Here is a 19609-nt window from a genome sequence, read left to right on the forward strand (position 1 = left end):
AATTGTAGTATCTATGCCAAAACTGCGTATAACTTGGCGATACGCAACTCATGCAGGGCGACATGGCGATGACGGACGGCACGGAACGGCGATCGCGCACCAGCGGCATCGACCGGGCATTGCAAATCCTGGACATTCTGGCCGAACGGCATACGCCGATGACGGCCTATGAACTGGCCAAGGTGGCGGGTGCGCCGCCCTCGACCATCTACAAGCTGATCGATGAGCTGGAAGAGCGCGCGGCCCTGTCGCGCAGCGGTGATGGCCGCGTCTGGCTGGGGCCGCGGCTGATGCGCTATGGCCTGGCCTATCGCGCCCGGATGAGCGCCTTTGGCGAGGCCGAGCGGGCGATGTTCGCGCTGAACGAGAAGGTCGGCGAAATGGTCCAGATCTGCGCCCGTGACGAAGGCATGATGCAGGTCGTGGCGATGGCCGAGGGGACCGGGCCGTTCCGCGTCACCTCGGACGTGGGCACGCGGGTGCCGCTGAACTGGACCGCATCGGGGCGGCTGCTGATTGGCCATCTGCCCGACGATGCCCGGCTGGCGGTGTTCCGCGACTATGCCCGGCCGTCGAATACCGGGCTTGCCGAAACCGATCCCGCAAAGCTGGCCCAGACCTCGCGCGAGGATTTCCTGAACGGGCTTTCCGTCCAGATCGACACGTCCGAGGATCAGGTCGCCTGCATCGCCGCGCCCATTCGCGGATTGGACGGAACCTGCGAACTGACGCTGTCCGTGGTCATGCCCAAGCATCGCGTGCCCGACAAGTTCGACCATGTGGCGCGCGCGGTGCGCGAGGCCGCGCGTTCCGTCGAAAGGGCGCTGGGACTGAATCACCGCGACTGATCCGGCTGGATCCGGTCATCGATCTCGAAGATCGCCTCGATCTCGACCGAGATGCGGTTGGGCAGAGAGCCCACGCCAAAGGACGACCGCGCATGGATGCCCGCCTCGCCGAAAATGTCGGCCAGCAGGTCCGAGGCGCCGTCGATCACAAAGGGATGGCGCTCGAAATCGGGGTCAGCGTTGACAAGGCCCAGCAGCTTTACCACGCCGCTGACCCGGTCAAGCGACCCCAGCGCGTCGCGCAAAGCGGACAGGATGTTGACGGCGACCAGCCTTGCGTGATCGCGGGCTTCCTCGGCCGTCACCTCGCTTCCGACCTTGCCGCGGATCAGCGTGCCGTCGGCCCGGACCGGACCCTGTCCCGAAACATAGATCATGTTGCCCGCGCGTCGGACATTGCGGAAGGATCCGATCGGCGTCGGCGCGGCTTTGGGCAAGGTGATGCCCAATGCGGCGAGGCGGGTTTCGGGCGTGCTTTCCAGCGCGTCAGAGTCCATAAAGTTCCTCGGTTCTCTTGCAGTAGCTTTGATGATTGCGGTCCATGAGATGCGGGCCGGGAACGGCGTTGGCGCAGATCTGGGCGACATGCGGGCAGCGGGTGCGGAACACGCATCCCGAAGGCGGCGCAAGCGGACTGGGAATGTCCCCTTGCAGCAGCGTGCGGTTGCGGGCGGCGCGCGGGTCCGGCTGCGGGATCGCCGAGTTCAGCGCCCGCGTATAGGGATGGGCCGAGCCCTTGCGCACGCGGTCGGTCGGGCCGATTTCCATCAGCCGGCCCAGATACATCACCGCCACCTGATCGCACAGATAGTTCACCACCGACAGGTCATGGGCGATGAACAGCATGGTCAGGTTGCGGGTCTTGCGCAGGTCCAGCAGCAGGTTCAGCACCTGCGCCTGGATCGACACGTCCAGCGCCGAGACGCTTTCGTCGGCGACGATGAAATCCGGCTCCAGCGCCAGCGCGCGGGCGATGCCGATCCGTTGCCGCTGTCCGCCCGAAAAGGCGTGGGGATAGCGGTCCATGTGATCGGCGTTCAGGCCGACCTCCTCAAGCAGCGCGGCGATCCGGTCGCGCCGGTCGCGGGCCGTGCCGATGCCGAAGGCGCGCAGCCCCTCGGCGATCAGGTCGCCCACCTTCAGGCGCGGGTTCAGGGACGAAACCGGGTCCTGAAAGATGATCTGCATCCGGCGGCGCATGTCGCGCATTCCGCCCGCGCCAAGGCGGGTGATGTCGGTGCCATCAAAGGTGATCCGGCCCGCCGTCGGTTCGACCAGCCGCAGGATCGTCCGGCCCAGCGTGGTCTTGCCCGAACCGCTTTCCCCCACCAGCCCCGTGATCGAGCCGCGCGGGATGTCGAAGCTGACATCCTCGACCGCGTGGACCGTGCCGGATGGCGTCTGGAACCGCTTGGTCAGGTTGCGGATCTGAAGCAAAGCGTCGGTCATGCCGCCCCCGCGAAATCGAAGATGCAGGCAGAAAGATGGCCTTCCGCCTTCTCCTCCAGCGAAACGGGCCGCTGGCATTCGGGCTGGGCGTGGCTGCATCGGGGTGCAAAGGCACATCCCAACGGCAGCGCCCCCAGACGCGGGACCGAGCCGGGGATCGGCACCAGCCGTTCATCCGGCCCCAGCCCGTCATTGGGGATCGAGGCCAGCAACCCGCGGGTATAGGGGTGGCGCGTATGGTCGAACAGGTCCAGCACGGAGGCCTGTTCGACCACCGCGCCGGCATACATGACCGCGACGTCGTCGGCCATTTCGGCCACCACGCCCATGTCATGGGTGATGAACAGGATCGACATGCCCAGATCCTTTTGCAGCCTGCGCATCAGGTCCAGGATCTGGGCCTGAATGGTCACGTCCAGCGCGGTCGTCGGCTCATCCGCGATCAGCAGGTCGGGGTGGCAGATCATGCCCATCGCGATCATGACACGCTGCCGCATGCCGCCGGACAATTCGTGCGGATAGGCATCGGCGCGGGCGGCGGCGCCGGGAATCTCGACCATTTCCAGCATCTCGATCACGCGGCGGCGCCGCTGTGCCGCCGGGGCGTCGTCGTGCAGCAGCAGCATCTCGCCGATCTGGTCGCCGATGGTGAACAGCGGGTTCAGCGAGGACATGGGCTCCTGAAAGATCATCGACAGGCCCGGTCCGCGCAGGCGGCGAAAGCCTGCGGCGTCCAGCCGCGCCAGATCGGTGACGCGGCCGTCACGCCCCAGAAAGTCCAGCCGCCCCGACAGGATCCGTCCCGAGGGCGGCAGAAGCCCCATCAGCGCCAGCGACGTGACCGACTTGCCCGATCCGCTTTCGCCGACCAGCGCCAGCGTGCGGCCCCGCGCCAGCGTGAAGCTGACATCGCGCAATGCGGTCACGGGCGCGTTCGGGCTGCCGAAGCCCACCCGCAGCCCCTCGACCGACAGGATCGTGCCGTCAGGCATCTGCGTCTGCATCCGGAACTCCTTTCGCTTGGGATCAGCCCGCAGGCGGCAAACGGCGCGCGGCGGGCCGGGCGTCGTCGCCAAGGACGGTCATGCGCGGTTCGAACACCCGGTCCATCACCAGGTGATTGCCCTGGCTGTCGGCGACATCGATGCTGGCCTTTTCCAGGTCGAAGACCGTGAAGTCGGCGCGACTGCCCGGCGTCAGCCCGTCCGCACCCGACAGACCCAGCACGGACCGGGGGGCGTTGGTCGTGGCCTCGATGCAGTCCTCGAAGCTCAGCCCCACGGCCAGCAGCTTCGAGACGGTGGTTGCCATGTCATAGACCGGAGTCTCCATCGAGCGCATGTGCAGGTCGGTCGAGATCGAGAAGGGCCGCAAACCGTCGGCGATCGAGTCGCGCGCCGTCTTGAAGTTGAAGGACGCGCCGCCATGCCCGATATCCATCAGGATGCCGCGTTCGGCCATGTCCTGCGCCATCTTGAACAGCGCGGCGGTGTCGCGGATCGAACCCGCGGCCTTGCCGTTGAAGCAATGGGTGACGATGTCGCCCGGCGTCAGGATCTCGAACACCTCGTCGATCAGGGGCGGCGGCTCGCCGACATGGACCATCAGCGGCAGGTCGACCATCTCGGCGATGCGCTTGGCGATCTTGGCGGGGGTGATGCCCCAGCTGCCCACGATCACGCCCGAGGCGCGGACCTTGATGCCGCAGATGACGTCCCGGTTCGCCTCGATCACCGCCAGCGTCCGGTCGATGTCGATGGACCGCCAGTCGATCAGTTCGGGCACGCGGTTGCAGGCCACCAGCCCGATCGAGCCGATGTTCAGGAAGGCCTTGATCGTCTCGCTGGCCGGGTCGATGACATATTCCCTGAGGCCGTGGAAATTCGCCTCGCCCGCCGATCCGGCATCGGCCATGGCGGTGACGCCGGTCGCACGCCCCGCTTCCGCGGCGCGGATGGAGATGTCGGTGCCGCCGTGCCAGACATGGACATGCAGGTCGCACCAGCCGGGCGACAGATACGCCCCCTTCAGGTCCAGCACCTCGGCCCCCTCGACCGGGGTCGCGGCAACCTTGCCCGACGCATCGACGAAGATTTCGTCGGGCGCGGCATCGAAGCCCACGGGTTTGAAGTTCGTCAGTCTCAACGGCAATTCAGGTCTCCTTGGCAAGTTTGGGGTCCAGCGCGTCGCGCAGGCCGTCGCCGACAATCTGCAGCGACAGGACGGAAAGCGCGATGGCGAGGCCGGGGAAGAGGATCAGGAAGAAGGCAGAGTCGATATATTGCCGTCCTTCGTTCACCATCGTTCCCCAAGTGGGAATCTTGGGATCTACGCCGACGCCCAGAAAGGACAGCCCGGCCTCGGCCAGCATGGCATAGGCAAAGATGAACGTGGCCTGCACCAGGATCGGGGACATGATGTTGCGCAGCACATGGGTCAGCATGATCGTGACCGTACGGGTGCCCAGGGCGCGCGCCGCCTCGACATAGGGCAGTTCGCGGATCACCAGGGTCGAGGCGCGCACGATCCGCGCGATGCGGGGCGTATAGACGACGGACAGCGCCAGCATCACATTCGCCATCGAGCCGCCGAAGATCGCCACAAGCGACAGCGCCAGCAGGATGTCGGGGAATGCCATCATCGCGTCGATCAGCCGCGACAGCGGCGTGTCGAGCCTGCGGAAAAAGCCCGCGACCAGTCCGATCACGATCCCCGCGGCCGAGGAAAGGATCGCCACGCCCAGCCCGATCCCCAGCGAGGTCCGGCCCGCCACCAAAAGGCGGCCCAGCACGTCCCGCCCAAAGGCATCCGCGCCCAGGAGATGCTGGCTGCTGGGACTGGTCAGGCGATTGCGGACCGACATTCCCCCGATGCTGGTCACGCCAAGCGCCGGCAGCAGGAAGCAGGCCGCGACGATCAGCAGGAAGATCGCCAGCGTCACCGCGACCGAGGGGCGCTGCAACAGCAGCTTGCGAAAGCCCGGCGCGGCAGCGAGCGGGGATGCGGAACCGGCCATCAGTATTTCACCCTCTTGTCGACGACGAGGTAAAGAAGATCGGTCAGCAGGTTCACCAGCACGTAAAGCGCCGCGACCACGATCAGCGTGCCCTGGATCACTGGATAATCCCGGCGCAGGACCGCGTTCACGACCAGATTGCCCATGCCAGGCAGGTTGAACACGCGCTCGGTCACGACTGCGCCGGAAACCAGCAGCGCGAAAGTCAGGCCGACCACGGTGATGATCGGGATGCCCGCGTTCTTCAGCGCGTGGCGCAGGACCACGCGGCGCTCGCTCATGCCCTTGGCGCGGGCGGTGCGGACGTAATCCTCGCCCAGGATCTCCAGCATCGAGGCGCGGGTGAACCGCAGGATCAGCGCCGAATTGGTGATGCCAAGCGTGATCGCGGGCAGGAACAGATGCCGCATCCTTTCGGCAAATCCCGCATCCGCGCCGCCATAGCCCGAGGCCGGAAACCAGCCCAGGTCGGTGGCAAGATAGCGCTGGAATATCAGCCCGGTCAGAAAGCTGGGGACAGCCGCCGCCAACATGGCCGAGGTGATCGAACCCTGGTCAAGCACCGAACCCCGGCGATAGGCCGCAAGGATGCCGATGGGCGTGGCGATGACCAGCGCCACCAGCAGCGAAAAGATCGCCAGAAAGACCGTCGGCTCGGCCCGGTCGGCCAGCACCTGCGTGACCGGCTGGTTGAAGAACAGCGACTGGCCCAGATCGCCCCGCAGCGCATTCGCAAGGAAGGTGACGTATTGCACGATGATCGGCTGATCCAGCCCCAACCTGACGCGCAGGGCCGCGACCTCGGCCGGCGTGGCGTCCGGCCCCAGCATCAAGGCCGCCGGATCACCCGGCGCCAGCCGCACCAGCACGAAGGCGATGGTCAGCACAAGGAAGATGACGACGATCATGCCGATCAGGCGACGGAACAGATAGCTGCGCATAAATGGCTCGATACGTTGCGAAAAGCGTCGGTGTGGCTGGGTGTGGCCGCGCGGCGGGCCGCGCGACCGTTCGGCACGGCCTATTGCTTCTTCGAGGCGTTCCAGAAGGCGGGCCAGGGCGAGGGCGTGACGCCCGACAGCGCCCGCGACTTGCCTTGCACGGCGCTGAAATTGCCGATCTTGATCATGCCCACATCGTCATAGATCTTGCGCTGAAGCTCGGCATAAATGGCCTTGCGCGCTTCCGGATCGCTTTCATGGGTAAAGCGTTTCAGGATCTCTTCCTTCTCGGGATTGGCCCAGCCTTCGCGTGAGGTCGAGGAAAGCGACGAGGTCAGCGTCGGTTCGGGCAGGAAGGGCGAATGGGTGATATAGATGTCCCACAGGTCCGGATTGTCCCGGTTTTGTGCCAGCGTCGCCCAGTCGACCACGTCCAGCTCGACCTTGAAGCCCGCCATTTCCAGCGCCATCCGCGCCACTTCCGCCATCTGGTAATGGAACTCGTATTGACGCGAGGTCAGGATCCGCAGCGGCTTGCCGTCGTAGCCTGCTGCCTTGAGGTATTCGGCGGCCTTTTCCGGGTCGTTCTGGTTGTAAAGCTCGGTCCCTTCCTCGGTATGCCAGGGCCAGCCTTCGGGATAATAGGCGCCGTCGGTCTGGAAGAACTTCTCGTTGCCGAAGGCCGCGAACAGCATGTCGTCATAGGGCAGGGCGGCCTGGACGGCGCGGCGGATGTTCAGGTCCGTCATCAGCCCCTTCTTGTGGTTGACCTGGAAGGTGGGCCAGCCAAAGGCCTGAAGCAGCACCGGTTCGGCCACGTCCGAGGCCTCGATCCGGTCGAAGACCTCGGTGGACAGGCTGTCGGCATAGTCGAACTGGCCGGAAAGCAACCCCTCGACCCGCGTGTTCGGATCGGGCACGGGGATGAAGCGGATCTCGTCGGGGATCTGCGCGCGTTCGCCCGCCGCCGCGCCGGGCTGGGTATAGCCGTCAAAGCGGACCAACTGGGTATATTGGTCGGGCTGATAGGCCTGCAGCTTATAGGGGCCGGTGCCGATCGGCTGCTTGATCTCGGGGGCGATGATTTCCTGCGGATAGATCACCGCGGCCGAGTTCGAAAAGGCAAGCAGCGTGGTCAGGGGGGCATAGGGCTCGCTCAGCTTGATGGTGATCTCGGCCGGGCTGGTCGCCTCGATGCTGCTGATCTGGCCCGCGATCGCCTTGCCGCGGCTGGCCACGTCCTTCCAGCGGTTCAGCGATGCGACAACGTCGGCGCTGTCCATCGACGAGCCGTCATGGAAGGTCACGCCCTGCCGCAGCGGGATCGTATAGGTGGTGCCATCTTCGCTGACCTTGGGCATGTCCGCCGCCAGCAGGGGCACGACCTGCCAGTTCTTGTCGAAGGTATAAAGCGTTTCCAGGAAATGCTGGGTCACGATGCTGACCACGTCCTTGGTCGAAACCATCGGATCGAAGGTATCGGCATCCCCGATCAAGGCGACGTCGACCTTGGTCTGGGCGGCAACCGGGCCCGCGGCAACAAGCGCCAGAAGGGCGGCGCTGGCAATGCAGGTGGCGCGAAGATTCATCTGATGCTCCCTGTATTCTGTTATAATGGCATATAGTCCGCAACAGGGAGTAAGCCGGGTGAGTTACATAGGTGTCAATCACCTTCTATAATAACGGAGTATTGAGTGGCGGGCATTGGCCGGAAGGGGTCCGACAGGCCCGCGTCAGGGCGCGCCCGTGAACGCCATTGCCACGACAGAAAAGCCCGCTCGCGGCGGGCTTTTCCGGGGCTGTTCCCGATACGTCAGACGTAACGATTGACGATGTTTTCCAGATATTCCTGACGGCCGGAAACCGGGGTCGGGTTGATCGCGTCGGTCGAGACAAGGTCGTGGATCTGGTCCAGAGTCGTCCCCCTGTCCAGAAGCCGTTGGCCCAGCGGCCCGGTCCAACCCGCATAGCGCGCGGCCAGCGGGGTTTCCAGGGCACCGTCCTCAAGCATCCGGGTCGCGGCCTTCAGGCCACGCGCGCAGCAATCCATGCCGCCGATATGGGCGATCAGCAGGTCCTGCGGGTCCAGCGACTGGCGGCGAAGCTTGGCATCGAAATTGGTGCCGCCGGTGGTGAAGCCGCCGAATTTCAGGATCTGGTAATAGGCCAGCGCCATTTCGGGCACGTTGTTCGGGAACTGGTCCGTGTCCCAGCCCGACTGATAGTCGTTCCGGTTCATGTCGATCGACCCGAAGATGCCCAGCGTCCCGGCCAGCGCCAGCTCATGCTCGAACGAGTGCCCGGCAAGGATGGCGTGGCCCTGTTCGATATTGACCTTGACCTCGTTCTCAAGCCCGTAGCGCTTGAGGAAGCCATAGACCGTGGCGACGTCGTAATCGTATTGGTGCTTGGTCGGTTCCTGCGGCTTCGGCTCGATCAGGATCGCGCCCTTGAAGCCGGTCTTGTGCTTGTACTCGACGACCAGATGCAGCATCCGCGCCAACTGGTCCAGCTCCTGCCCCAGATTGGTGTTCAGCAGAGTCTCATACCCCTCGCGGCCGCCCCAAAGGACATAGTTCTCGCCGCCCAGACGCATCGTGGCGTCCATGCAGGTCTTGATCGTGGCGGCCGAGAAGGCAAAGACCGCGGGATCGGGATTGGTCGCGGCGCCCGACATGAAGCGGCGATGCGAAAACAGGTTCGCCGTGCCCCAAAGCAGCTTGCGCCCGGTTTCGGCCTGCTTGCGTTCGAAGACGTCGACGATCTCGGACAGGTTGCGGCTGTTCTCGGCGAAATCCTTGCCCTCGGGGCGGACATCGGCGTCGTGGAAGCAGTAATAGGGCGTGCCGAGCAGGCTGAACATCTCGAAGGCGACATCGGCCTTGAGCTTGGCCTTCTCCATGCCGCCGTCATACCAGGGGCGGTCAAAGGTGCGCCCGCCAAAGGGGTCGCTGCCCTGCCAGTCGAAGCTGTGCCAATAGGCGACGGCAAAGCGCAGGTGATCCTCCATCCGCTTGCCGGCGACGATCTCGTCGGGGTTGTAGTGGCGGAAGGCCAGCGGGTTGGTGCTTTCGGGGCCTTCATAGCGGATCGGTTCGATATCGCCGAAAAATCCGGTGCTCATGGTGGGTGGTCTCCGTTGTCAGGATTCAGTCGCGCAGGGCGGGATAAAGCGCGCGGTAGCGGGCATAGGCATGGTCAAAGGCGTCCCGCAGCGCGGGTTCGGGGGCAAAGATGCGGTCGGTTTCCGGGGGCGTCAGGACGTCCAGCGGATCGGCACCGGTGGCCGCGATCAGCCCCAGCCGCGCCGCGCCGAAGGCCGCGCCGAAATCGCCATCCGCGGGCAGCGCCACGGGCAGGCCCAGGACGGTGGCAAGGATGCCCAGCCAGTAATGCGACCGCGCGCCGCCCCCGACCGCCGTGACTGCGGTCAATTCGGTTCCGGCCGCGCGCAGCGCTTCAAGATTGTCGCGGATGGCGAAGGCCACGCCTTCAAGCACCGCCTGCGTCAGTGCCGCGCGGTCGGTCGCGTGGTCCAGTCCGACAAAGGCGCCCCGAATGGTCGCGTCGTTATGGGGCGTCCTTTCGCCCGACAGATAGGGCAGGAAGGTGACGCCAGGCGTCCGCAGCGTGCTGCCAAGTTCCGCGACCAGCGCCGCCGGGCTTTCGCGGCTGGTGCGCGCGTGCCAGTTCAGCGCGTCCGTCGCGGACAGGATCACCCCCATCTGGTGCCAGGTCTGCGGCAGGGCATGGCAAAACGCATGGACCGCGCTTTCGGGCCGGGGGCGATAGCGGTCATTTGCGGCGAAAAGAACGCCCGAGGTGCCCAGCGAGACGAAGGCCCGACCCGCCGCGACCGTGCCCATGCCGCAGGCGGCCGCCGCATTGTCCCCCGCGCCGCCCGCGACGGCCACGGGTCCGGAAAGTCCCCATTCGGACAGAAGCTCGGCGCGCAGATGGCCGGAAACCTCGGTGCCCTCGACCAGCCGGGGCATCTGGTCGCGACCCATCCCCGACGCCTCCAGCAGGTCGTCGGACCAGTCGCGTTTGCCGGTATCAAGCCAGCTTGTCCCGGCGGCGTCCGACATGTCCGAGACATGCTCTCCGGTCAGCCAGAGGCGCAGGTAATCCTTGGGCAGCAGCACCTTGGCGACCCGCGCGAACAGGTCGGGTTCATGGTTGCGCATCCAGACCAGCTTGGGTGCGGTAAAGCCGGGAAAGACGATATTGCCCGAAATCGCGCGGAACCGGGGATCGGCGTCGAGGGCAGCGGCCTCGGCATGGCTGCGGGTATCGTTCCACAGGATGCTGGGGCGCAGGACGCCGTCATCCGCCCCAAGGGCGGTTGCGCCATGCATTTGGCCGGACAGGCCGATGCCCCTGATGGCCGCGAAGGCGACCGGGTGCGCAGTGCGCAGGGCCTGCGCGCCTTGTCTGGTCGCGGCGATCCAGTCGGCGGGATCCTGTTCGCTGAACCCGCTCAGCGGGCGGGAAATCTGCAACTCGGCGCTTTGCGAGCCGATGATGCGCTGTGCGTCGTCGATCAGAAGCAACTTGACGCTGGAGGTGCCGAGATCGATGCCAAGATAGGTCATGTCTTGCCTGAAATGCTGCAGCCGCGCGCCACATCCCGATGCGGCGCGTTGCTGGATTTGGATCAAGGTCCGGGGTCGGATGGGTTCTTTGCGTCAGTCGGCCTTGCGCGCCGCCCAAAGCAGGCCCCGGCGCAGGATTTCGCGCATCTGCGGATGGTCGAATTCCGCTGCCTTGTGGCCAAGCGCCGAATAGAAGACGCGGCCCTGCCCATAGCCGTGCTTCCACACCACGGGCATCTGCGTGTCCTTGACCCAGGGCGCGTGCTCGCCCGAGAAGGTGGTGGTCGCCAGCACCTCGATGCGGGGATCGACATGCATGTAATACTGCTCGGAGTGATAATCGAAATCGTCGATCCCATCCAGAAGCGTGTCGCCGTTCCGAAGGATTTCAACGCGATAGTCGATGACATTGCCGGGATGGGCGACGAACTGGCCGCCGACCATGAACTGATAGTCGGTGTTCTTGCGGAAGGTGTCGGCCATGCCGCCGTGGAAGCCCGCCAGACCGGTTCCGGCCTCGACCGCGGCGGTCAGGCGCTTGACGGCATCCGCCTCGACATCGGACATCGTCACCACCGGCACGATCAGGTCGAAGCCGGAGAGGTCGGATTCGCCAAGGATCGCCGTGCCTTCGCTGCGGGTGACGTCGAAGCCTTCGGCCGCAATCATGTCTGCTACGATTTCCGAGGTCGGGCCGGGCTCATGCCCGTCCCAGCCGCCAAAGAATACCAAAGCCTTGCGGGTCATTGTGCCATCTCCATGGTCTCTATCTGTCCCTGCGCGGTCCCCATCGGCAGGGGCGCGGGGCGGTCGCAACTGGTGGTCAGGGTTTCGGCCCGACCGGTGCCGGCGGCGCGCAAAAGGGACTCGATCACGTCCAGCGCATGCAGCGCCAGCGCGCCCGAGGCCCGGTGATCGCGGCCTGTGGCAATCGCCTCGGCCATGTCGGCAAGGCCAAGGCCGCGATAATTGCCGTCGCCATGGGCATGGCGCATGGGCTGGGCCTGCCAGTCGGCGTCATGCAGCATCACCTGGCCGTCGAAATGGTTCGGGTCGGGGATCAGCATCGCGCCATCGGTGCCGTAAAGCTCAAGCGGGGTGTGGCGATGCGCCTTGACGTCGAAGCTGGTGACGATCTGGACCAGCGCGCCCGAGGCGAATTCCATTACGCCGGTGACATGGGTCGGGGTCTCGACCGGGATTTCCTGCCCGGCGCGAGGACCCGTCGCGATGACGCGACGGTCGCGTCCCTTCGCGGCCAGCCCCACGACGCGCGACACCGGTCCCAGCAGGTTGACCATCGCGGTGATGTAATAGGGGCCCATGTCCATCAGCGGGCCAGCGCCTTCCCCGGCATAGTAGAAGTCGGGGTTGGGGTGCCAGCGCTCATGCCCCGCGACCATCATCACCGCCGTCCCCGAGGTGGGCCGCCCGATCCGACCCGTATCCAGCAGGTTGCGCGCGGTCTGATGCGAGCCGCCAAGGAAGGTGTCGGGTGCGGAACCGACCCGCAGCCCCTTGGCCCGTGCCGCCTGAAGCAGCCTGCGCCCGTCGGCGACCGAACCCGCCAGCGGCTTTTCGGCATAAAGATGCTTTCCCGCGTCCAGCGCCATCAGCCCGACTTCGACATGGGCCTTTGGGATGGTCAGGTTCAGGATGATGTCCACATCCTCGCGCTTCAGCAGCTCGTCCACGGTCACGGCGGGGACGCCGTATTCCGCGCCCTTGGCCGCCGCGGCCTCGGGGCGCATGTCGGCGACTGCGCGCAATTCGATCTGGGGAAAGATCGCGCAGTTCTTCATGTAGATGTCGCTGATGACGCCGCAGCCGATGACGCCAATGCCAAGGGGTTTCATGCGCGGGCCTCCATGCGCTGACCGCGTTCGTCGAACAGGTGCAGGTTCGCGGGTTCGGGCGTCAGGAACAGCTTGTCCCCGACCTTCAGCCGCATGTGGCCGGGCAGGCGGACGGTGACGCTGTCGATGCCCTCGGCGCTCATATAGGCGATGGTGTCGGCGCCCAGCGTTTCGACCACCTCGGTGCGGGCCTGCCAGGTGCCGCTGCTGCCGTCGACATGGATATGCTCGGGGCGGATGCCCGCGGTCCGCACGTCCTGACGCCCGATGGTGCGACCCGGCAGCAGGTTCATCTTGGGCGAGCCGATGAAGGCCGCCACGAATTCGGTGGCAGGACGGTCGTAAAGGTCCATCGGTGCGCCGACCTGTTCGATCTTGCCGCCATTCATGACGACGATCTGGTCGGCCAGCGTCATCGCCTCGACCTGGTCATGGGTCACATAGATCATGGTCGCGTTCAGCGAGCGGTGCAGCTGCGCCAGTTCGACCCGCATCTGCCCGCGCAGCGCGGCGTCAAGGTTCGAAAGCGGCTCGTCCAGCAGGAAGACCTTGGGGTTCCTGACGATCGAGCGGCCGATGGCGACCCGCTGGCGCTGACCGCCCGACAGTTGCGAGGGCTTGCGCTGCAGATAGCTTTCCAGCGCAAGGATCTTGGCCGCATGGGCCACGCGCTGCTCGCGTTCGGCCTTCGGCATCTTTTGCAGTCGCAGGCCGAAGTCGATGTTCTGCGCCACGGTCATATGCGGGAACAGTGCATAGGACTGGAACACCATCGAGATCTCGCGCTGCGAGGGTTCCTCATCGGTGACGTCGCGCCCGCCGATCAGGACGCGGCCTGCGGTGGGCGTCTCAAGCCCGGCGATCGTGCGCAGCAGCGTGGACTTGCCGCAGCCCGACGGCCCGACCAGAACCGTGAACGATCCGTCCGGAACCAGCAGGTCCAGCTGCGGGATGACCGTCACGCCGCCGAATGTCTTGGTGATGTTGTCGAGTCTGACCTCTGCCATTCTGGCCTCCTGTCAAGCCGGGCGCGGCATGTAGCGGAAATGGGAAAAATCGGCCGGGGTCGCGGTACCGGCGATGTCATGGGCGGCCATGCCGACAAAGGCGCCGGTATGGCTGCCGCAGGCATTGCCCGCCGCCTCGTCCGCCAGCAGCGAGGCGTCAAGCGTGACCGGAACCGGCTGCCATTCGCCACCCGGCAGGGCATAGCGGAAGTTGAGCCTGTCCCGGTCGACCGAGACGCCAAGCCGGATCGCGCCCGTCGCAGGCAGCGGGATCGGCTGGCCCAGCGGATAATCGACCGCGCCGATCGGATAGTCGCCCTTGACCGACATCACGATCAGTTCCCGCGCGCCATCCTCGGTCGCGGTGATGGCGAGGTAGTGGAACAGATAGGCGTTGTAGTAGCACAGCAGACCGGCCATCTGCAGATAGCCCTGCGGCGCGAACTCGACCTCGGTTTCGGCGTCATAGGCCCATTCGGTCTGGCGGTGCATGACGACTGCATGTTCAAAGCGGTTGCCGGGGGATTCACGACCAAAGATGCGCAGCCAGCCGGGGCGGTCTTCCAGCGAGAAGATGCGGTCGGCCTGCGGCGTGCGCAGCCATTGCAGCGGCTGGGGCAGCGGGCCGGGGGCAAAGTCGAATTCCCGTTGCGGTTCGGGCCAGACCTGCACGGGCAGGTTGGGGGCGGGCACCTGCGCGGCGGGGACATTGCCGCCATGGGCCAGGCGCGGAAACTCGCCCGGTTCCCAGATGATCTTCTGGATCGCGGTTTCCCGCCCGCAGACCGAGCGTTTCAGGCCGGGCAGGGGCCGCGAGCACAGGTGCACCATGTAGAATTCGCCGTCCTGCGTCTCGACGATATCGGCATGACCCGCGCGCTGCAGTTCGGCGTCGGGCGCGTCCTTCGAGGTCAGCATGTGCTTTGCCGGGTCGGTCTCATACGGCCCCAGCAGGTTCCGCGACCGCGCGATGGTGACGGCGTGGTTGTACTCGGTCCCGCCCTCGGCGGTCAGCAGCCAGTACCAGCCGTCGCGCTTGTACAGATGCGGCCCCTCGGTCAGCCTCAGGTCGGTGCCGCGATAGATATTGGTGATCGGGCCGACAAGGCGCTGTTCCTCGACCGAATATTCCTGGCACAGGATGCCGCCGAACTTGCCGCCCTTTTCCGTGTTGCGGTGGTTCCAGACCATGTTCAGCAGGTATTTGCGCCCGTCATCGTCATGAAACAGCGACGGATCGAAGCCCGACCCGTTCAGATAGATCGGGTCCGACCACGGCCCCTCGATGTTGTCGGCCGTGACCAGATAGTTGCGGCTGTCCTTGAAGCTGCCGGTGCGGCGCTTGAGGTCCGAGAAGATCAGCCAGAACTTGCCGTCGGCATGGGTCAGGCATGGTGCCCAGACACCGCCCGATTCCTCGGCCCCGCGCATGTCGAGCTGGGATTCGCGGTTCAGCGGACGGGTCAGCAGGCGCCAGTTCTGCAAGTCGCGGGAATGGTGGATCTGCACGCCCGGAAACCATTCGAAGGTCGAGGTGGCGATATAGTAATCGTCACCCACGCGAAGGATCGAAGGGTCGGGATTGAAGCCGCGCAGGATCGGGTTCTGGATGATTGCATTCATGTCGGATCAGCCTTTGACTGCGCCACCGGTCAGCCCGGCGACGATGTATTTCTGTGCGGCGAGGAAGAAGACCACGGCCGGCAGGATGGTGAGGGTGACGAAGGCAAGGGTGCGGTTCCATTCGACCGCAAACTCGCCGCGATATTGCATCATGCCCAAGGGCCAGGTGAACGCCTCGCGCGAGTTCAGCACCACCAGCGGCAGCAGGAAGTTGTTCCAGCTTTGGACGAAGACGAAGACGCCGACCGTCGCCAGAATGGGCGTCGAAAGCGGCAGGGTGAACCGCCAGAAGAAGCGGATATAGCCGCATCCCTCGACATAGGCGGCCTCGAACAGCTCTTTCGGCAATTCGCTGAAGAAGGTGCGGAACAGAAGGATCGCCAGCGACAGGCCAAAGGCAGTCTGCGGCAGGATCACCGCCCAATAGGTGTCGAGTAGTCCCAGATCGCGCACCTGCACGAAAAGCGGCAGGATGGCGGTCGCAAAGGGGAACATCAGCCCCAGCGACAGATAGGAGAACAGCATCTTCGAGCCGAAGAAGCGCACCTGCGCAAAGACATAGGCCGCAGCCGATCCGACCAGCAGCGTCAGCACCACCGTCGCCACCGAGATGACGAGCGAGTTGCCGAGATAGCGCCAGAAGCCCGGATCGCTGAGGATGTCGGCATAGATGTCCGTCCGCCAGACTGCGGGCAGGCTCAGCGCGCTGGTCTGGACCTCGGCATTCGATTTGAACCCGCCCAGCACGGTCGCGGCCAATGGGCCAAGGACGAAGCTGGCGACGATGCAGAGAAAGCCGATGCGGATGATCTCTCGGATCAGGTTGGAGCGGGTCATGCGGGCTTCCTCATGAACAGGCGCTGATAGAAGACCGCGACCAGCACGGCGGTGATGAACAGCGTCACCCCGATGGCCGAGCCGTAGCCGATCTTCAGCCGCGCCAGACCGAAGGTATAAAGATAGGTGACGATGGTGTGGCTGGAGTTCGCCGGGCCGCCATTCGTCAGCGGGATGACCACGTCAAAGACCTGCAGCGCGCCGATCACCGAGAAGAAGACCGAGACCACGATCGCGGGCTTGATCATGGGGATCTGGACATGGCGGATGACGCCAAGGCGGCTTGCCCCCTCGATCCGGGCGGCCTCGATCATGTCCTTGGGCACGCCCTGAAGCGCCGCGATATAGATCATCATGTGGAAGCCGAAATATTTCCAGACGATGACGACCAGCACGGCAGTAAATGCCCAGCTGCGGTCCGAGGTCAGGAAGTACGGCTCGATCCCCAGCGCCCGGGTGATGTCGGCGACAACCCCGAAATTGCCGTCCATGATGAAGCTCCAGATCAGCCCGGCGGCGATCTCGGCAAGGATATAGGGCAGGAAAAAGACCAGCCGGAAGGCCGTGTTCTCGGGCGTGCGGCGATAGATCAGCAATGCCAGCAGCAGGGCCAGCGGCAACTGCACAAGCAGCGATACGGCGATCACCTTCAGCGAGTTCAGCGCCGATTGCTGGAACACGGAATGGTTTGCCATCCGCTCGAAGTTCGCGAAGCCGACGAAATCGGTGGGCGTTCCATAGCCGTTCCAGTCATAGAAGGCATAGATCCCCGAACCCAGCAGCGGATAGATCACGAAAAGGGTGAAAAGCACCAACGCCGGGGGCAGCAGGACCAGGGTCGCGGCAAGGCGCCCGTTGATGGCCTTTCGGCGTGGCTTGTCGATTGCGGAGGAGGTCTCCGCATGCGTGTTCACGGCAGCCATGTGGGGCACCTGCCTTTTATCTGGAAAGGTCGGGTCGGGTCGCGCAACCCGAATGGTGGCGCGACCTTGTTTCAGGAAGCGAAACGGGGACTTAGCGGAAGTCCCAGGCTTCCTGGATGCGTTCGGCCGCGTCTTGCGGCGTCACGTCGCCGGACACCATGTCCGTCGAGATGTCGTTGATCGTGCCACCGACCTGCGCGCCAAGGAACTGGTCAAGGAAGATCTGGTGGCTGGGCGACGCTTCCAGCATCGCGTTGATCTCCTTGGTGAAGGGAACCTCGATCGCCTCGCCCGTGCCTTGCAGGACGGGCACGAACAGGGCGCGGCGCGCGCCTTCGCGCTGATGCTCGGCATTGACGAGGAACTTCAGGAAATCCACGGCCTCGGGCGGGGCGCCGGTCGTGACGGCATAGCCGTTGACACCGCCCAGTGTCGCGGCCTGATCGGCCTTGCTATCGGACAGCGCGGGGAAAGGCAGGATCCGCAGGCTGCCATCCAGCAGCTTGCCCTGTTCGACCCCGATCGTCTGGGTATAGGCCCAGTCGCCCATCAGCATGAACGCCGCCTTGTTCTCGGCGAACATGGTGTTGCTTTGTTCCTGCGCGGTGCTCAGCACGCCGGGCTGGAAGGGGTCAAGGTCGATCAGCTGCTTGAAGCGTTCGCCCGCGCCGATGAAGGTCGGCGACTGGAAACCATCGCCGTCGCCGGACATGGCGGCGCGGATCCCTTCGGGGCCGCCCTCGCGCAGGGCGAGATAGCTATAATAGAAATGCAGCGGCCACTTGTCCTTGCCGCCCGCGACCAGCGGGGTGATCCCGGCCTCTTTCAGCTTGCCGACCGCGCCCAGGAAATCGTCCCAGGTCTTGATCCCGGCCAGATCGACGCCCGCCTTGTCGGTCAGCGACTGGTTGGCGAAGAAGACGACAAGGCGCGCCTCCATCGGCAGGCCATAGACGGCGTTGCCTTCACTGAAGGCCGAAAGCGACGCAGGGGTGAAGGTCTTCAGGTAGTCCGGTTCAAGCGAGGCAGAGATGTCCTGCACCAGCCCCGCCTTGACCTGATCCGAAAGCGTCAGGCCCGCCCAGCTGTAGATCAGGTCCGGGCGCGCCTCGGATTGCAGCATCGTCGGCAGCTTGGTCTTGTAGGCTTCCGAGGCGAAATACTCGATCTCGACATTCACGTCGGGATGGGCGGCTTCGTATTCCGCGATGACGTCCGTAAAGAACTGCTTCAGGCCGGGACTGTTCGATTCCGGGCGCAGGATCTTGACCGAAGTTTCGGCATGCGCGCCCATCGCGGCAAAAGCGCAAAGCGCCGCCGCCCCCAAAAGAGCCTTCATGATTTCCTCCCTTCAAGCCCGAGGGTGGGCTTGCTTACTTTTGATGAACGTACATCAGTTTTGGGGATTGGCAACCCTCAAATTTGACGCGCCGGTTCAGGGCAGGTTGTCGCGCATGAAGATGTCGATGCTGATCTTTTCCTGCGCGTCAAAGGTCGGACGGCCGTCAATCAGGGATTTGAGGATCCTGACCGCGCTGCGCACCTCGTGCCCGGCATCCTGATTGATGACCGCATCAAAGGTGCCATCGATCAGCGCGCTTCTGGCCGAGGGGGTCAGTTCGTGGACCACGGCCGAGATACGCTTGCGACCGGCGCAGGATTTCAGCGCGCGGGCGACGCCGCGATTGCCCGCGCCGAGGCTGTAAATCCCGGTAATGTCGGGATCGGCCTGCAATTGCGCGGACAGCAATCGGGCGACGGTGTCGGCGTCATCGCGACCCTCGACCGGGGGCAGGCAGGTCAGGTGCGGATATTCGCGCGCAATGACCGTCTCGAAACCAAGGCGACGCTCGACATGGTCCCGCAGCAGCGACGATCCCATCACGATCGCGATCTTGCCCGGTGCGGAACAGCAGCGCCCCAGAATCCCGGCCGCGGTCCGGCCCGCTACCACATTGTCGATGCCCACGAATTTTGCGCGCCGCGAGGTTGGCGCATCCGAAACCAGCGTCAGCACATGAACGCCACGCGCCACCAGCCGCGAAATCGCGTCGCGCACCTCGGGCGAGTCGGTGGCGACCATGGCAATGCCATCGACCTGATCGGGGTTGAGTGCGTCAAGCGCCTCAGCCAATGCCTGCCCGTCGAACGGGGGGACAAGGATCGTCTCAAGCTCGACCCGGTCCACGCTGGTGAAGGACGCGGTGCCGGATACGGCGTCGCGCAACATGTGCATGAAGCTGTTCGTGCCTGCCGCCAGAATGAAGGCCAGGCGGTATTGGCGGCGTTTGGACAGGTTCGCCGCCGCCATGTCCCGTTCATAGCCCAGCTTGGCCATGGCGTCTCCGACGCGCTTGGCCGTCGCCTTGCGAACCCCCGGACGGTCGTTCAACACGCGATCGACGGTGGCAAGGCTGACGCCCGCCTCGCGCGCCACATCGTGAACAGTCGGGCGTCGCGTCAGGCCAGCCGACAATCTGGCCTCGTCCGTCACTTGTTTCAACTTGGTTCCTC

The 19609-nt window shown here is 64.9% G+C and carries 18 protein-coding genes; 1 reads left to right on the top strand and 17 read right to left on the bottom strand.

Annotated features, from left to right (window positions below; genetic code table 11):
• Nucleotides 1-62 precede the first annotated feature (62 nt).
• The gene (locus ACO2Q4_RS04480; RefSeq protein WP_395131898.1) at nucleotides 63-848 is read left to right on the top strand and encodes an IclR family transcriptional regulator; all 786 of its coding nucleotides are present in this window, start codon (nucleotides 63-65) and stop codon (nucleotides 846-848) included.
• Here ACO2Q4_RS04480 and ACO2Q4_RS04485 read toward each other — a convergent pair.
• The 17 genes from ACO2Q4_RS04485 to ACO2Q4_RS04565 all read right to left on the bottom strand — a co-directional run bounded on the left by ACO2Q4_RS04485 (nucleotide 836) and on the right by ACO2Q4_RS04565 (nucleotide 19589).
• On the bottom strand, nucleotides 836-1345 hold the full coding sequence (locus ACO2Q4_RS04485) for a RidA family protein (RefSeq protein ID WP_311759441.1): 510 nt from the start codon (nucleotides 1343-1345) through the stop codon (nucleotides 836-838). The two genes, ACO2Q4_RS04480 and ACO2Q4_RS04485, sit on opposite strands and share 13 nt — an antisense overlap.
• Nucleotides 1335-2297: an ABC transporter ATP-binding protein gene (locus ACO2Q4_RS04490; protein WP_423317575.1), complete on the bottom strand. Its 963-nt coding sequence runs from the start codon at nucleotides 2295-2297 to the stop codon at nucleotides 1335-1337. Before ACO2Q4_RS04490 ends, ACO2Q4_RS04485 begins: the two co-directional genes overlap by 11 nt.
• Entirely contained in the window at nucleotides 2294-3301 is a 1008-nt protein-coding gene (locus ACO2Q4_RS04495) for an ABC transporter ATP-binding protein (RefSeq protein WP_423317577.1), read from the bottom strand. Before ACO2Q4_RS04495 ends, ACO2Q4_RS04490 begins: the two co-directional genes overlap by 4 nt.
• Nucleotides 3302-3323: 22 nt before the next feature.
• The gene (locus tag ACO2Q4_RS04500; protein WP_423317579.1) at nucleotides 3324-4448 is read right to left on the bottom strand and encodes an amidohydrolase/deacetylase family metallohydrolase; all 1125 of its coding nucleotides are present in this window, start codon (nucleotides 4446-4448) and stop codon (nucleotides 3324-3326) included.
• 1 nt (nucleotide 4449) lies between these two features.
• A complete protein-coding gene (locus ACO2Q4_RS04505) occupies nucleotides 4450-5313 on the bottom strand; it encodes an ABC transporter permease (protein ID WP_423317581.1) in 864 nt (287 codons plus the stop codon).
• Entirely contained in the window at nucleotides 5313-6254 is a 942-nt protein-coding gene (locus ACO2Q4_RS04510) for an ABC transporter permease (RefSeq protein ID WP_423317583.1), read from the bottom strand. The genes ACO2Q4_RS04505 and ACO2Q4_RS04510 overlap by 1 nt, the downstream gene beginning before the upstream one ends.
• Before the next feature lie 80 nt (nucleotides 6255-6334).
• Nucleotides 6335-7843, bottom strand: coding sequence for an ABC transporter substrate-binding protein (locus tag ACO2Q4_RS04515; protein ID WP_423317585.1), 1509 nt, complete (start codon nucleotides 7841-7843; stop codon nucleotides 6335-6337).
• A gap of 224 nt (nucleotides 7844-8067) precedes the next feature.
• Nucleotides 8068-9378: a xylose isomerase gene (gene xylA / locus ACO2Q4_RS04520; protein WP_423317587.1), complete on the bottom strand. Its 1311-nt coding sequence runs from the start codon at nucleotides 9376-9378 to the stop codon at nucleotides 8068-8070.
• A gap of 25 nt (nucleotides 9379-9403) precedes the next feature.
• Complete coding sequence (gene xylB, locus ACO2Q4_RS04525) at nucleotides 9404-10849, bottom strand: xylulokinase (RefSeq protein ID WP_423317589.1); 1446 nt, start codon at nucleotides 10847-10849, stop codon at nucleotides 9404-9406.
• A gap of 93 nt (nucleotides 10850-10942) precedes the next feature.
• A complete protein-coding gene (locus ACO2Q4_RS04530) occupies nucleotides 10943-11596 on the bottom strand; it encodes a ThuA domain-containing protein (RefSeq protein WP_423317591.1) in 654 nt (217 codons plus the stop codon).
• Nucleotides 11593-12705, bottom strand: a complete 1113-nt coding sequence (locus tag ACO2Q4_RS04535; RefSeq protein WP_423317593.1) for a Gfo/Idh/MocA family protein — start codon at nucleotides 12703-12705, stop codon at nucleotides 11593-11595. Before ACO2Q4_RS04535 ends, ACO2Q4_RS04530 begins: the two co-directional genes overlap by 4 nt.
• A complete protein-coding gene (locus tag ACO2Q4_RS04540; protein WP_311759430.1) occupies nucleotides 12702-13712 on the bottom strand; it encodes an ABC transporter ATP-binding protein in 1011 nt (336 codons plus the stop codon). Before ACO2Q4_RS04540 ends, ACO2Q4_RS04535 begins: the two co-directional genes overlap by 4 nt.
• A gap of 12 nt (nucleotides 13713-13724) precedes the next feature.
• Entirely contained in the window at nucleotides 13725-15335 is a 1611-nt protein-coding gene (locus ACO2Q4_RS04545) for a glycoside hydrolase family 43 protein (protein ID WP_423317595.1), read from the bottom strand.
• Between the two features lie 6 nt (nucleotides 15336-15341).
• Nucleotides 15342-16172, bottom strand: a complete 831-nt coding sequence (locus ACO2Q4_RS04550) for a carbohydrate ABC transporter permease (protein ID WP_311759428.1) — start codon at nucleotides 16170-16172, stop codon at nucleotides 15342-15344.
• Complete coding sequence (locus ACO2Q4_RS04555) at nucleotides 16169-17095, bottom strand: carbohydrate ABC transporter permease (RefSeq protein ID WP_395131933.1); 927 nt, start codon at nucleotides 17093-17095, stop codon at nucleotides 16169-16171. The genes ACO2Q4_RS04550 and ACO2Q4_RS04555 overlap by 4 nt, the downstream gene beginning before the upstream one ends.
• Before the next feature lie 91 nt (nucleotides 17096-17186).
• Nucleotides 17187-18434 carry an ABC transporter substrate-binding protein gene (locus tag ACO2Q4_RS04560; protein ID WP_311759426.1) on the bottom strand — a complete coding sequence of 416 codons (1248 nt, stop codon included), beginning with the start codon at nucleotides 18432-18434 and terminating at the stop codon, nucleotides 17187-17189.
• A 96-nt stretch (nucleotides 18435-18530) separates the two neighbouring features.
• The gene (locus ACO2Q4_RS04565) at nucleotides 18531-19589 is read right to left on the bottom strand and encodes a LacI family DNA-binding transcriptional regulator (RefSeq protein ID WP_311759534.1); all 1059 of its coding nucleotides are present in this window, start codon (nucleotides 19587-19589) and stop codon (nucleotides 18531-18533) included.
• Nucleotides 19590-19609: the final 20 nt, after the last annotated feature.

The organism is Paracoccus sp. KR1-242, assembly GCF_049446195.1.
Lineage (GTDB): Bacteria > Pseudomonadota > Alphaproteobacteria > Rhodobacterales > Rhodobacteraceae > Paracoccus > Paracoccus broussonetiae.